This window comes from Rhizobium sp. 268 (assembly GCF_036571585.1).
Lineage (GTDB): Bacteria > Pseudomonadota > Alphaproteobacteria > Rhizobiales > Rhizobiaceae > Rhizobium > Rhizobium redzepovicii.
In genome coordinates this window covers 90,353-105,073 of record NZ_JAPPSO010000004.1, presented here as the reverse complement: position 1 = coordinate 105,073, position 14,721 = coordinate 90,353, and the positions used below count along the sequence as shown (strand labels likewise).

Annotated in this window: 10 protein-coding genes; 5 read left to right on the top strand and 5 right to left on the bottom strand. The window is 64.0% G+C overall.

Annotation, left to right across the window (positions count from 1 at the left end; translation table 11 throughout):
- Positions 1-145 precede the first annotated feature (145 nt).
- Complete coding sequence (locus OS035_RS09195) at positions 146-7,138, bottom strand: hypothetical protein (protein ID WP_131711007.1); 6,993 nt, start codon at positions 7,136-7,138, stop codon at positions 146-148.
- 463 nt (positions 7,139-7,601) lie between these two features.
- Here OS035_RS09195 and OS035_RS09190 point away from each other — a divergent pair, with 463 nt between their 5' ends.
- Positions 7,602-7,985 (top strand): Hpt domain-containing protein, encoded by a 384-nt coding sequence (locus tag OS035_RS09190; protein WP_003569019.1) that lies wholly within the window; start codon positions 7,602-7,604, stop codon positions 7,983-7,985.
- Between the two features lie 200 nt (positions 7,986-8,185).
- Positions 8,186-8,506, top strand: a complete 321-nt coding sequence (locus OS035_RS09185) for a 2Fe-2S iron-sulfur cluster-binding protein (protein WP_331813625.1) — start codon at positions 8,186-8,188, stop codon at positions 8,504-8,506.
- A 312-nt stretch (positions 8,507-8,818) separates the two neighbouring features.
- Here OS035_RS09185 and OS035_RS09180 read toward each other — a convergent pair whose 3' ends face one another.
- Positions 8,819-9,445, bottom strand: coding sequence for a DUF922 domain-containing Zn-dependent protease (locus OS035_RS09180; RefSeq protein ID WP_097628575.1), 627 nt, complete (start codon positions 9,443-9,445; stop codon positions 8,819-8,821).
- 101 nt (positions 9,446-9,546) lie between these two features.
- Here OS035_RS09180 and folP point away from each other — a divergent pair, with 101 nt between their 5' ends.
- From folP to folK, 3 genes are read left to right on the top strand one after another with little or no spacing between them, the layout of a single operon-like run.
- Positions 9,547-10,416, top strand: a complete 870-nt coding sequence (folP, locus tag OS035_RS09175; protein ID WP_097628576.1) for a dihydropteroate synthase — start codon at positions 9,547-9,549, stop codon at positions 10,414-10,416.
- Positions 10,413-10,778, top strand: coding sequence for a dihydroneopterin aldolase (folB, locus tag OS035_RS09170; protein WP_097628577.1), 366 nt, complete (start codon positions 10,413-10,415; stop codon positions 10,776-10,778). The genes folP and folB overlap by 4 nt, the downstream gene beginning before the upstream one ends.
- Entirely contained in the window at positions 10,771-11,289 is a 519-nt protein-coding gene (gene folK / locus OS035_RS09165) for a 2-amino-4-hydroxy-6-hydroxymethyldihydropteridine diphosphokinase (RefSeq protein ID WP_183781938.1), read from the top strand. The genes folB and folK overlap by 8 nt, the downstream gene beginning before the upstream one ends.
- Before the next feature lie 89 nt (positions 11,290-11,378).
- Here folK and OS035_RS09160 read toward each other — a convergent pair whose 3' ends face one another.
- From OS035_RS09160 to OS035_RS09150, 3 genes are all read right to left on the bottom strand, one after another.
- On the bottom strand, positions 11,379-11,930 hold the full coding sequence (locus OS035_RS09160) for a hypothetical protein (protein ID WP_003579600.1): 552 nt from the start codon (positions 11,928-11,930) through the stop codon (positions 11,379-11,381).
- A gap of 210 nt (positions 11,931-12,140) precedes the next feature.
- Positions 12,141-13,220, bottom strand: a complete 1,080-nt coding sequence (locus OS035_RS09155; RefSeq protein WP_097628580.1) for a YcjF family protein — start codon at positions 13,218-13,220, stop codon at positions 12,141-12,143.
- The gene (locus OS035_RS09150; RefSeq protein ID WP_310806478.1) at positions 13,217-14,692 is read right to left on the bottom strand and encodes a YcjX family protein; all 1,476 of its coding nucleotides are present in this window, start codon (positions 14,690-14,692) and stop codon (positions 13,217-13,219) included. Before OS035_RS09150 ends, OS035_RS09155 begins: the two co-directional genes overlap by 4 nt.
- Positions 14,693-14,721 lie beyond the last annotated feature (29 nt).

The following is a 14,721-nucleotide window of genomic DNA, read 5'->3' as shown; positions in this document are numbered from 1 at the left end:
GGCGGTTTTCCGTGGCTGGACAAAGGGGGCTCGGTACTCGCCAATGGCTGCAAGAGAGGTTTTAGTCGCACCGGCATCTTACGAGAAAAGCCGCCTGACACATGGTCAAGCGGCTTTCCCTCAACGTCAATTCAAATCGGCAAACTCAGCTGAGCCTGCCTGCGGCATGGGCAAGCATGGTGTAGACCTTGCCCGTATCTGAGGTCAGGTAGGACTGCGAGACGATCTGGTTCGGGTCGGTGCGGGCGACGTCGGCCAGCAGCTTTTCGAAATCACCGATATAGCGATCGACGGCGGTGCGGAATTCCGGTTCGCGGTCATATTTGCGCTTGATCTCGTCAAAGGTCTGCTGGCCCTTCAGCGTGTACAGGCGGCGGGTGAAGACGTCGCGCTCGCCGCGCTGATAGCGGCGCCACAGATCGACCGAGGCGTCGTGATCGATGGCGCGGGCGATATCGACAGAGAGCGAGTTCAGCGATTCGACGACATGGCGCGGATTGCGGATGTCACTGCTGCGTGCGGCCGGTGTGGCGGTTTCCGCCGAGCGAGCCGGGGCACGGGCAGGCGCCTCGTCGGCGGCCTCCTCACGTGATGCGCCGCGCAGCAGATCGCTGATCCAGCCGCCGCTTTCGGCACGAGCCGGTTCCTGGCGGCCTGGTTCCTGACGGGCAGGCGCAGGCTGCGGAGCGGCAGCAGGTGCCGGCGGGGCGATCGTTCCGCGCAGGCCCGTCGCTTCGATCGGCGCGGGCGCTGCCGGCTGTGGCGGCGGGGGCGTCACCGGCTGACTTGCGGTCGGCTGACTTGGGATCGGCTGGGCGGCACGCGGGGCCGGCTGCGTCTGGGCGAGCGTGCGGGCGACGGGCTCAGAGATCTCGAGCTGCTGGCTGGAGCGGCCGACGAGCTGGGAGATATCCTGCAGCGCCTTGATCTGCTCGGCGACGGCCCGGCGCATGGCCGAGGCGCTTTCCTTGGCTTCCTCGGGAAGGTCGAAGGCGCCGCGCTTCAGTTCGGCGCGGGTGGCGTCGAGCTCGTTGCGGATGTCGGCGGCGGAGCGGCGGATATCATCGGTGGCGCCGGAGAAGCGGCCGACGGCATCATCGATCGCTTCGCGCAATGCTTCGCGCATGTGCTGGGCGGCGCCGTCGGAGGCGCGGCCGGCTTCGCCGAGCATGCGCTCGACTTCCGACAGCGACGCCGTCAGGCCACCGCGTATGCGGTTGGAGAGGTCGCCGGAGCGACGCTCGACATTGGCGAAGGTGCCGTCGATCGTCGTATTGGCCTCGTCGCCGGCGCGGGTGATCGCCTCGCGCATCGTCTCGGCGGCTTCCTGGGCGCGTTTCTCGGTTTCGGTAAGAATGCGGCCGATATCGGCGAAGGAGGACTGCACGCCCTGGCGCAGATTGCCGGTGACCTGGCTGGAGCGCTGTTCGGCTCGCTCGAACACGGTCTCGATCATGCCGCCGAGGCCGCGCATGGTCTTCTCGATCTCGTCGGAGCGTTGAACCAGGCTGACGGAGAGCGCTTGCAGCGCGCCTTCGCGCTCTTCGAGCGTCGAGGCAAGGTTGGACTGGGCGGCGCCGAGAAGCTGCGAGGCCTGTGTCAGGACCTTGGAGTGTTCGTCGAACCGGCCGATGATGCCGCCGACCTGTGACAGCGTCTGCCCCGAAATGTCGGAGAGGCGGTCGACCTTGCCTTCGAGAAGCCGGGTCGAGGCGTTGACCATTTCGGCAGCCTTGGTGGTGGAGTCGGCAAAGCGCGTCGTGGTTTCGCCGAGACGGCTGTCGACGCTGGTCAGCTGCTCGACGGCGCGGTTCATCATCATCGCCATCGCCGCGCTGCTTTCCGACATGCGCTCGACGAGGCCGTTGACGTTGCCGACCAGGCTGTTTTCGATGGCGCTGACGGCGTTGGCGACATTCTCGGTGCGGGCGGCAACGGCGCTGGCGAGCGCTTCGTTTTCGGTACGCAGACGGTCGGCGCTGAGGTTGGCTGCTGCGGTGATGCGGGCGGCGGCCTGTTCGCCGGCATCGGTATATCGGTCGATGATCGGACGGGCAGTTTCGTCGAGGATGCGCGTCAATTCGACCGAACGGCCAGCGAGCATCGAGTTGAGGTCGCGGGTGCGCTCGTCGAGTGTCGCGCGGATCGAATTGCCGCGCGCTTCGAGCGCCCGGTCGATGCCGGAAAAGGTCGTATCGATCTCGCGGGCGCGCTCCTCGAGATTGGAGCGGATAGCGTTGCTGCGGGCTTCGAGCGCCCGATCGACATCCGCCATGGTGGCGGAAATCTCGTTGCCGGCTCCCGACAACGTTGAGCGGATGGCATCGCCGCGCGTCTCCAGAGACTGGCCGGCATCCGACAGCGCCTTGGAGATGGCATTGACCTGCGTACCGACGATGGTCTCGGCCTCGGCAACCTTGTTGACGATGGCGTTGCCGGCTTCCGAGAAGGTCTGGGCGACGGCGGCGGCCTGGCTTGCCAGCCGGCTCTGGGCTTCGGCGACGCGGGTGACGATCTGCGACGAGCGCTCATCCATGGTGCGGGTGAATTCGTCGCTTTTCGCATTGAGATCGACGGCGAATTGCTGGCCGGTCTTGCCGAGCAGCTCGGTGGTTCTCGTCGCTTCGCCTTCCATTCCCTGGGCCGCCTCGGCAACCGCGCTGCGCAGCGTCGAGGCGAGGCCGGCGGCCTTGCCTTCGATGGTGCGGTTGACGGCATCGAGGCCGACGGTCAACGCACGATCCATGGTGGACAGACGTTCCTCGATGCGTTCATTGCCGCGGTCGAGGGTTTCGCCAAGGCTGGCGGTGCGGCCGTCGATGGCGCCGGTCAGGGTTGTAGCGCGGCTGTCGAGCGTCTCGGCCAGATTGGCGGCGCGGCTGTCGATCGCCTGGGTGAGGTTTGCGGCGCTGCCTTCGAGCGTCGCGGTGATACGCCGGTTGGCGTCGTCGCTAAGCGCGCTGATACGGGAGATGCCGTCGGCAAGCACGCCGGAGAGCTGGCCGCTGGCGGCTTCGACCCTTTCGGCGACACCGCCGACGCCGTTGCTGATGCGGGTCTCGATCGCCGCTAGACCGGATTCCACCCGCGATCCGGTTTCTTCAAAACGGCCGGTCAGGCTTTCGACAGACTGATCGAGTTGGGCGGAGAAATTCTGCGTGGAGGTGGAAATCGCATTTGCCGCCTCCTGGAAGCGGCCGGCGATCTGGCCGGCGCCGGCATGCATGCGCTCTTCCAACGTCTGGGCGCTGGCATCGATAGCCTGGCGGATCGAGGCTTCACGGTCCTCCAGCGACATTTCGAGCATGCTGACGCTCGTCGCCACCGAGGTGCCGATGCTGGTCGCGTGTTCCGTCAGCGTATCGTTGATAAGCGTATGGGCCTGGTTCAGCGACAGATCGATGGCATTGGCGCGATCTTCAAGCGTCGTGCGGATGCGCTCATGGGCAGAGGTGAGCCCGCCTTCGATACGCGCCGCGGCCTCGTCGGCGAGGCCTCCGAGCCGCGCATGGGCATCGCTCAGACGACCTTCGATGCGGCCGGTCAGGCCGCCGACGAGATCCTCGAAGCGAGCGCCGCCGGCATCGAGAACGCCGGAAAGGGCGGCACTATGCTCGGAAAGCGCATTTTCGAGCCGTTGCTGATTGTCGGTGTAAGCGGCGCGGATAGCATCGGTCTTGTCGGTGAAGGCGCTGGCGACGCGCGACTCGGCGCCGGAGACGGCCTCCATGATGGCGTTGCTGCGCGCTTCGAGCACGCTGTCGAAGCGGCTCTGGTTGTCGTCGAGCGAAATGGCGAGCGCCATGGTCTTTTCGTCGAGCGTGTCGGTCAGCCTGTCGTGCGTTGCCGTTACGGCACCGATGATCGCGGCGGTGCGGTGCACCAGGGCTTCCTCGAGGCGGGCCTGGCCTTCATTCAGCGAGGAGGCGATGGCCGCAGCTTTCCGGTCGAGCACACCGTTCAGGCCGTCATGCGTGCCGGAGACCGCCTGGGTGATGGCATCGGCGCCTGAGGTCAGGGTTTCCTCGAGCCGGCTCTGGCTCTCGTTCAGCGAAATGGCAAGCGCCATTGCCCGGTCGTCGAGTGTCTCGGACAGGCGGTCGTGGGTAGTGGAGACCGCACTGAGGAAGGATTCCGAGCGGCTGTCAAGCGTGTCCTGCAGGCGGCTCTGACCTTCGTTGAGCGAGGCGGCGAGGGCTGCCGACTTTTCATCGAGCGTTTCCGAAAGCCGCTCATGCGTGCCGGACACGGCCTTGAGGAAGGCTTCGGAGCGCGCTTCGAGCGTGTCTTCGATCCGTGACTGGCTCTCATTCAGCGAGATGGCGAGCGTCATCGCCTTTTCATCCAGCGTTTCGGACAGGCGCTCATGGGTGCCGGAGACCGCATTCAAGAGGGCCGCGGAGCGGCTTTCGAGCGTCTCCTCGATGCGAGCCTGGCCTTCGCTGAGCGAGGTGGCAAAAGCTTCCACTTTGCCTTCCAGCGTTTCGGACAGACGATCATGCGTGCCGGAGACAGCGTTCAACAGAGCCGCCGAGCGGGTCTGAAGCGTCTCTTCGATGCGGGCCTGGCTCTCGTTCAAGGAGATGGCGAAGGCCGCCGCCTTTTCGTCGAGGGTCTCGGCAAGTCGGTCGCGCGTGCCGGACACGGTGTTCAGCAATGCCTCGGCACGGGTTCCAAGCGCATTGTCGATGCGGGCATGGCGCTCATCGAGCGAGGTGGTCAGGGCGGCGGCCTTGCTGTCCAGCGTTTCGGACAGGCGGTCATGGGTGCCGGAGACGGCGTTCAGCAGGGCCGTGGAGCGGGTCTCGAGCGTATCTTCAATGCGGGCCTGGTTTTCATTGAGCGAAATGGCGAGCGCCATGGCCTTTTCATCGAGTGTCTCGGAGAGGCGGTCATGCGTGCCCGATACCGCGTTCAGCAGCGCTTCCGAGCGGGTCTCGAGCGTATCCTCGATGCGGGCCTGGCTCTCGTTGAGGGAGATGGCGAGGGCCATCGCCTTTTCGTCGAGCGTCTCGGCCAGACGGTCATGGGTGCCGGAGACGGCATCGATGATGGCATCGGCGCGTGATGTCAGCGCTTCTTCGAAGCGGCCGTGATGGGTGGTAAGCGCATCGACAAGCGCACCGCCGCGCTCGGCCATGACGTTGTCGATGCGGCCGTGGGCCGTGCCGAGCGCCTCGCTGATTTCGGCAGCGCGGGCAGTCAGCATGCCGCTCAGCTCCTCGCCGCGGCCGCCGAAGGCTGCGGTGACCTGCTCGGTGCCGGCGGCAACGGCGGTGGTCAGATCGCTGGTGGTGGTGCGCAGCGTGTCGCGGAATTCGGCCGAGCGGGCCTGAAGATTGTTCTGGAGATCGGAGGTGCCGGATGCAAGCGTCAGCGCGATTTCCGAAGTGGCGCTCTGCAGCGCCGAAGTCAGTTCGCCGGTGCGGTTGGTGAGCGCCGCGGTGATTTCGTCCGCCCGGGTGCCGAGCGCGCTTTCCAGCACTTCGTGGCCGGTGGAAAGCGCAGTGGCGAGTGCCAGCGACTGGTCGGTCATCGAGGAGCTCAGCCGGTCGATGCCGGAACTTAGGATGCCGTCGATCGAATCCGAGCCGCCGGTCAGCGTCTCGTTGATGCGGGCGAGGCTCTCCATCAGCTTGGTGTCGAGCGAGCCGGTGCGCTTGTCGAAGGCGCTAGTGAATTCAGCGACCCGTTCGTCGAAGGCGGTAGACAGCTGGGCGACGGTCGTCTGGAGCCGTTCTTCGAAGAAGCCGGAGCGGACGTCGAGATCCATGACGGCGTCGTCGGCGGTGCTCTGCAGGCTCTGGCGGAAGCTCGCTCCCTTTTCATCGAGGGCGCTGTTCAGCTTCGACAGCACGTCGTCAAGCGTGCCGCCGATGGTGCGTTCACCTGAAGTGAGGCTCTCATTGATCTCGCGGGTGCGGGCGATCAGTATCTCGCTGAGCTGCTGCGTGCGCTCGTGCAGCGCGGCATTCAGTTTCTCGGTGCTGCTGTCCATGGTTGAGGCGCGCGTCTCGAATTGGCTGAGCAGTTTTTCGCCATGGTCATTGAGGTTGACGGAGAGCGCTTCGAGGCGGTTGTCGAATTCGGTGGCGAGCGCGAAACCCGATGCGTTCAGCGTCTGCAGCAGGCTATCGGTCTTGGCGGCGAGCAGGCTGCCGATCGATTGCAGGGCATTGTCCGATTTTTCCAGAATCGTCGCGGCGCGCGTATCGATCAGCGAGGCAAAGGCTTCGCCCGATGTGGAAAGCCGCACGGCGATCTCTTCGGTTGCCAGCGAGAGCTCTTCCTTCAACTGGTCATGGACGCTGCCGATCGAGGTGCGGATGCGATCGGCATGGTTGACGATCGCCTCGCGCTCCGAGCCGAGTTCGTGGACGAGGCCGCGGACGCGCAACTCGTTGTCGGCATAGGAGCGTTCAAGTGCATTAACTTCGGAATGGACAAGCGTTTCGAGTTCGGACGCACGCGCGATGGTGCGTTCGATGCCTTCATTCATGGCCGAGACCTCACGGCGCACGGCCTGGCCGACGGTCATGATGCGCTCGGAGGCGATGGTTTCCGGCTCCGCCAGTCGCAATGCGACCTCCGCCATGGAACGGGCGGCGTTGCGCATGTCCTGGGCGCGGGCGATCATGATGGCGAAAGCATAGAACATCATGACGGGGATAATGATGCCGACGAGGCCGGCGATGACGCCAGGCAGGGCGACGAGATCGGCGAGCGAACGGATCTGCCAGATCTGCGGGGCATAAAGCAGCGACATCAGGCCGAGGCCGCCCATGACCCAAAGCACTGAGAACAGCGTGGCGGTGCGCACCGCCGAGCGGCTGGAGGCGCCGTCGAAGGATTTCAGAATCGAGGCGGGCGTGTTGCGGCTGGCATCGTTGGCGGGCGTGAAAGCCGGCCCCCTGGAAGCCTGCTCGGCCCCGGCGCTGCGGCGGTTGCGGCGCTGCGCTTCTTCCTGGGCCTGCTGGTTACGCGCATTCACTGGATCAGACACATTAGCCTCCGGGGCCTCTGGCGCATCGCCGCGGCGAGACGGCACGTTATCTTTGCCGAAGTCGATCTGGAGCGCCTCGTCCAATGCCTTGAACGCCTTGTCCTCAATCGACTCGTTATATTTGTTGTTCGCCATTGGTTATGCCTCGTTACTGTCGGCCGGTCCGGCAGCGCAATCCCGGGCTTCCGCCTCGCCGGGGAACAACTTTGCCGTTCCAGCCTTCCATCCCAACGACGGACGGATAAGCATGTTATTTCAGAGTAGATAGCCGCTTTTTCAAACGGAAGGTATCAAAACACTACCATTATCCACTCGCTCGGCAAAGGCGCGTACCGTAAACCCGCTCCACCAGTATCGTAGTGACACATCTGGGCTCTTCACACAATTAATGAAGGCTTGAGATTCCAAGCTCGTTAACCCGTTGTTAACATCTTTAAATCTGCGGCACCGCTTAAAAACCAATAATTTAGCGATATTTAACGGATGTTAACCATATGGCGAGATTTCCGCCCTGCATGTGTCGGAATTTAACGCGATGGCCACCCTCCTGTCGCAGAACTGTTGCAACTGCGCACGACACGAGACGGGAGAATTGGCAATGGCAGCTCAGATGGCAGCTTTGAACATCGTATTCGAGGCGCCGGATAATGCAAAGGGACCCTGTCCCTCCAAGGTCCGGCCGATCGATCTCGTCCATCTCGCCAAGCAGACGATGGGCGACAAGTCGCTGGAAATCGAAGTCCTTCAGATGTTTGCGCGCCAGGCTCGCGCATGCCTGCAGGATATTGCGAGCGGCGAAACCATCCGCGTCGGCGCGGCCGCACACCGCCTGAAGGGCGCGGCAAGCTCGGTGGGGGCGTTCCGCGTGTCGCAGACGGCCGAAGCCGTCGAGGAAACCGGCGGTGACGCCGGGGCGACGGCAGCGCTCGGTGCCGCCGTCATCGACGCCGAGAATTTCATCCTCAAGCTCTGCCGCGGCTGAGCCTTGTTTGAGATAGTTTGAATGAGGCCCGTTGTTCCATTGCGGAACCGCGGGTCTTTTTGCGACGTCTTCCATGACGCTTTGAAGACGGCGGGCGGAGGCCCGATCTGCGAGGTTATGGCGACTTTCCCGATGTTGACTGAAGCGTCGAATTGTCGGAAGAAAATCCGCCCATCATTTGAAGACCGGAAATAGTCCTGATGCCAAAACTTACCATCGTCGCCTTCGACGGCACGCGCTTCGACCTCGATGTCGACCAAGGCTCCACCGTCATGGAGAATGCCGTGCGCAATTCGGTGCCCGGCATCGAGGCTGAATGCGGCGGCGCTTGCGCCTGCGCGACCTGTCATGTCTATGTCGATGAGGCATGGACCGAGCAAGTCGGCCAGCCGGAAGCGATGGAAGAGGATATGCTCGACTTCGCCTTCGATGTGCGCCCGACCTCGCGGCTGTCCTGTCAGATCCGCATGAAGGCTGCCTTTGACGGGCTCGTGGTGCACGTGCCGGAACGCCAGGCTTAAGCGCCGAGCTGCACACTTCGCCGGAATGGGATCCACAAAAAAGACGCCTCGCGCGCTGGTGCGAGCGAGGCGAGGCGGGCGCATTACCTACGGATGAGGGAGGAACATCCGCGGCTTCGGAACGCGCCAGGAGAACCCAGCGATGAAAGAGCAGATGCCGTAGCTGCACTTTCGAATGTGTTCATATTAACGCGTCCCGGTTGAGTCTGCCAGGATGAAAAATGACCATTCAATCACTGGGGAGGGTGCAAGTTTCGCACAAGTTTCGTTGTGCAGCTAAGGTTTTCCGCTCGCAACCAGACTGAAAAAGCCTTATTTTGCGCCGGCTCGGCCGTTGATTCGATTGTTCAACAATCTCAGCATGCGCTTCTGGAAATTGACCGCCTCGACCCGGTCGAATCGCGCCTGCTGCCGATCGTGCTCCTCTATACCGCGAGCTGATTCGCCTGAGACGAGTTCCTGCATGGCCTCGCAGCTGCGCTGCTGAGGCAAGGTGCGGATGGCGCGTTCCATGGCGCGGGCCTGATCGCGGGCGATTTCGGCATGGCGCTCCTCGTGGCGCTTGATATCGCTCGACAGGGCGTCCCAGATCATTGACAGCTCCTTGCTGGCGCCCTTGCGGCTGTTCCAGCGCGGCAGGATGATCTGGGTGTGGACCGTGACCTTGACGTTGCCGACACGGCAACGTCCGTTATCCTGGATATAGGTGGCTTCACCGCCGAAGCGGATCTTGGTGGCGCCGGGGTGGCGCGCCGAGGAGCCGCTCGAGGTCGGGCCGCGCCGGCTGAGTTCGCGGTCGAGCTCATCCGCGGTTTTGCCGCGGATGTCGAAATAGGAATAGCTTTTCGATGCGATCACTTCTGCTGCCACTGGGCTGCAGACGGAAAGAGCAATGGAAAAGGCGATAGGAAGGACCATATAACGCACTGCAAGCGGCATTCTGAACGCAACCCGTGTTGAAATCGACCGGAGCTTGGGGCATAGCCACCGCAAGCGCAATATCGGATGGCGCTTTTTTCGCGATCGATAGGATAAGTCTGGTGACAGGGTTCGAAGGCAGTTTATGGCGTGTGGGCCATGGCCGGGAGATCGAACTCGGCCGTCGTTCTCTCATCATGGCGATCATCAATGTGACGCCGGACTCCTTTTCCGACGGCGGACGCTTCGAAACCGTCGATGCTGCTGTCGAGCACGCGCTTCGCGCGGTGAGCGAGGGTGCCGGGATTGTCGACATCGGCGGGGAATCGACCCGCCCGAACGCCGCTGCCGTCAGTCCTTCCGAGGAGCAGGCGCGCGTGCTGCCGGTCATCGAGGCGCTGCGCGGGCGCACCCAGGCGCTGATCTCGATCGATACCTATCGCGCCGAAACGGCGCGGCTGGCGGTCAGTGCCGGCGCCCATATCGTCAACGATGTGTTCGGGCTGCAGAAGGAGCCCGATATCGCCGACATCGCCGCGGCGACCGGGGCCGGGCTCTGCATCATGCATACCGGCCGCGACAGGGCGAAGCTTCCGGACGTGATTGCCGACCAAGTGCATTTTCTCAAGCGGTCGCTTGAGATCGCTCAGGCCGCCGGCGTCAACAGCGACCGCATCGTGCTCGATCCGGGCTTCGGTTTTGCCAAGGAGACGGCGGAGGAGAACCTCGAACTGATGGCGCGATTTTCCGAACTTTCCCGCTTCGGACTGCCGCTGCTTGCCGGGACGTCGCGCAAGCGCTTCCTCGGCGCGGTGACGGGGCGTGAGGCGGCAGACAGGGATGCGGCGACGGCCGTCACCAGCGCCCTGCTCAGGCTTCAAGGGGCTGCTGTTTTCCGGGTGCACAATGTCGCAATCAACAGGGATGCGCTTGATATCGCCGATGCTATGCTGAATGCGCGCCAGGAATTCGAGAGGAAGCGGCCGACATGACCACCTACACGATCACGCTGCAGAACTGCGCCTTCTTTGCGCGCCACGGCGTGCACGACGAGGAGGAATTCCTCGGCCAGCGCTTCTTCGTCGATGCCGAGCTCGATGTCGTTGCCGGCGAGGCGCTGAAAAGCGATTCGATCGACGATACCGTCAATTACGGCATCGCCTTCACGGTGATCGAGGGGATCGTCACCGGCAAACGGCGTTACCTGATCGAGGCCCTGGCGCTCGATATCGCCAAGGGACTCTGCGATACATTCCCGCAGGTCCGGCGCGCAAAGATCACGGTGCGCAAGCCGAATGCGCCGGTGCCCGGCGTGCTCGATTTCGTGCAGGTGAGCGTTGAACACTTTGCCTGAGACTGCATTGCAATCGGCCACACTCGGCCTCGGCGGCAACATCGGCGATCCCGTCAAGGCGATGGCCGTCGCACTGCAGCGGCTGGACGGACGAGATGACTGCCGGGTTACGGCGGTCTCGCGGCTCTACCGCACGCCACCCTGGGGCAAGACCGACCAATCCTTCTTCTTCAACGCCTGCGCTGCCGTCGAAACCCGGCTGGAGCCGGAGACCTTGCTCGATGTCTGTCTGTCGATCGAACGGGAGATGAAACGCGAGCGTATCGAGCGCTGGGGGCCGCGCACACTCGACATCGACGTGCTGACCTATGGCGACGTCATCCAGGAGGCGCCGCGGCTGGAACTGCCGCATCCGCGCATGACCGATCGCGGTTTCGTGCTGATGCCGCTTGCCGATATCGCGCCGGACCTTATCGTCAAGGGCAGGGCGGTCAGCGACTGGCTTGAAGATGCAGAGGTAGCGGGCATCGAAGTCGCCAACAACAGCCGCGACTGGTGGCTCCAAACCTGAGGCAGAGATCCTGAAACGGAAAACGGCGGGAAACCCGCCGCTTTAGGAAAATGCGCTGTAGCTTCAGGAAAATCCGCGGTGCGATTGATCTACTGGATGGACCCGACGGCCATCTCGTCGACCTGGCGGGTCAGCGTCAGGCCGATGACCGGGATCATCTGGCTTTCGACCTTGACCGAAACAGTGACGTTCATCGTCTTGTCATCACGCACGCGGGCGATCATCGCGCCGTTCAGCTTGGCGCGGTTGATGCCGACGACGACGGTATCTTCGCTGACGGCGCCAGAGACGACGTCAAGACCCTTGCCGGCGGCGCCGTCAAGGAACTTGCCCTTGTAGGTCGAGCCCGACTGCGAGATGACGGCTGTCATCGGCTGCTTGAAGACGCCGACGCGGCAGGTGCCGTCGAGCTTGATGCCGGCGCCGCTGTCGCCCGTGGGCTCGCCGATCAGGTTGCAGGTGAATTTCGTCCCCTTGTATTTGCCGGCGACGATTTCGCCCGGGCCCTTCCATGAGCCGGCGACGGAATCGAAGAAGGCCTTGTCACGGGTTGCGGCGGTAGCTGCCGGAGCGACGTCTGCGACGGGAGACAATGCCGCGGCGGCCAGACCGCATATAATGAGAAACTTGCGCGAATACATGGATTTTCCTTGGCAAACACCACTCACGAACTGGCTGCAAGTTTTGCCTGGGAATGGTTAATCCTTCCTTTCAATCGTGCCGAAATGCGCTGGAATACAGGGGTTTCGCGCGGTCCAGATTTTAGCTTGTCGCTATTAGAGCCTTGAATCTGCTGTAATTTCGCCAACATTCCGTTAGGGATGGCAAAGTGTGCGGAATTGCTCCGACTCTCAAGGAGTGTTGCCGCGCGGCGACATGGAGGGCGTGAGGTCGCCGATGAAATCGCCGATTCCCGGCCGCTTCAGGGCATGGAAGGCGAGCGGGCGGCAGAGATCCATTGCCGCGATTCCAATGCGGGCGGTCATCAGGGCGTTGATGACGCCTTCGCCGAGCCGGGCCGAGAGCTTGGAGGCCAGCCCATGGCCGAGCACCTGCTGGACGAGGCTGTCGCCGACGGCGATCGAGCCGGTGACGGCCAGATGCGCCAGCACGTCGCGCAGCAGACGGAACATGCCGAGCGTGCCGGGACGGCCGCCGTAAAGCTCGGCCATGGCGCGGATAAGACGCACGGCCTCATAGAGGACGTAGAGCAGGTCGACCACGGCGCGCGGGCTGACGGCGGTGACGATTGAGACGCGCTTGGAGGCGTTGACGATCAGGGCACGGGCCTTGCGGTCGAGGGGCGTGAGCAATTCCCGTTCGGCGAGCGCAATCAGATGCGGGGGATCGATGACCTCGCTTTCCGTCGCCTTCAGCGTGGCGCGGCCCTTCGATGTCTCGGGATTGGCCGACAGCAGCGTGCTCAGGCGGGCGACGACGGCGCGCGCCCGTGCCGGCCGGGTTTCGACCATCGCGGCTTCCGCTTCGGCCTTGATCGCCTGGACGGCGGCAAGGCGCATCATCCCTAATGTTTCGCGGATGATGAGCGCAAGCACGGCGAGGATGCCGACCGCAAGCACGGCCAGCGCCGCATAGCCCAACCAGTCGGCACGGGTGAAGAGATCGCGGATCAGCCTATCGGTCCAGAGGCCGATGCCAAGCGACAGCAGAATGCCGAAGGCGCCGGCGGCGATCTTGCCGAAGGAGGTTCGGCGTCTCAGCGGCGTTGCCACGGGCACTGCGCTCAGATCCTTGTCGGGATTGAGGAAGGGATCGTCCTCATCCGCCGTCACGACGATGTTTTCGGAGAAGCTTTCCGGCTTGCGCCGCTGCTCTGCCTGGCGGCCGTTGTCAAGGCGCTCGGTGGCCTCGTCCTCGTAGATGAAAGCCGCGGGCGGGCGGCGTGGCGGATCGGAGGGGGGCTGGCTCATGCGAGACGATCTCCGAACAGGAACTGCATGGCGCGGTCGAGGCGGATATGCGGGACCGACAGCTTGATGCCGCCGCCGGTTTCCTCAAGCTGAGGCGGGCGGAACCTGACGACATTGACATCGGGCAGCCGCAAGCCGCTCTCGCCCGCGGCGATGCGGTCGAACAGGCTTTCTGGATCCGCCGGCAGGTCGCCGGGAAAGATCGCGGTCTTTCTCTGGCCGTCGAAACGCTCGCCGGCGATGGTTTCGCCCTCCATCGGCGTGCCGACGATGACAGGCAGGTCATGTCCGTCGCGCTTGACGGATGCCTCTCGGGTGGCGCGCACGGAGGCGAGCGCCATGACGTCGATGCCCGCACCCGCCATGCCGATGCGGTCGATGGCGCGATCGACCAGGCGGCGGGTCAGCGCGTCGAGCCGGTCGTGGCTTTCATGGTGGAGATGATCGGCCTTGGTCGCGGCGACCAGCACGCGGTCGATGCGGCGCCCGAGCAGCGAGGAGAGCAGCGAATTGGTGCCGGGGCGGAAACAGGCGAGCACATCGGTCAGCGCGCGTTCCAGATCCTGGACGGCTTCGGGGCCGCGGTTCATCGCCTGAAGCGCATCGACCAGCACGATCTGGCGGTCGAGCCGGGCGAAATGCTCGCGGAAGAAGGGTTTGACGACGACTGATTTATAGGCCTCGTAGCGCCGCTCCATCATCGTCCAGAGCGAGTTGCGCCCGGGACGGCCGTCCGCCGGCAAGGCCAGCGGTGCGAAGGTCAGCGCCGGCGAGCCGTCGAGATCGCCGGGCAGCAGCAGGCGGCCGGGCGGCAGGGTGGAGAGCGAGCGTTCGTCGGCCTTGCAGGCCTTGAGATAATCGGCAAAGGCGGTGGCGAGGCCGCGGGCGATCATCTCGTCGGCGCCGGCCTGGATATCGGCGGCATGGGTCAGCGCCAGCCATCCGCGCGACAGTTCGGAGCGGACGCCGGTTTTCGCTAGCGCGATCGTTTCCTCGCTAAAGGTGCGGTAATCCTTGCCGAGCAGCGGCAGGTCGAGCAGCCATTCGCCCGGATAGTCGACGATATCGATCGACAAACGGCCGGGCGAAAAAAGCCGGTTCCAGCCGCTGGCGCTCTGATAATCCAGTGTGATGCGCAGCTCAGAGATGGCGCGGGTCGAATCCGGCCAAATACGATCCTTCACCAGCGCGCGGATATGATCCTCGTATTGGAAGCGCGGTACGGCATCGTCGGGCTGCGGCTCCAGCCGCACCGCCGAGACGCGGCCGGACTGCACCGGCTCGAACAGCGGCAGGCGGCCGCCATGCAGAAGATTGTGTACCAGCGAGGAAATGAAGACCGTCTTGCCGGAGCGGGAGAGGCCCGTGACGCCGAGCCGCACGGTCGGATTGACGAGGCCGCTTGCCCGATCGGCGAGATTGTCGAGGGCGATGCGGGCGTCGTCGGTAAAGGATGTGAGGCGTGGCGGCAAGGCGCAATTCCGGTTGGTGACTGCCGGCA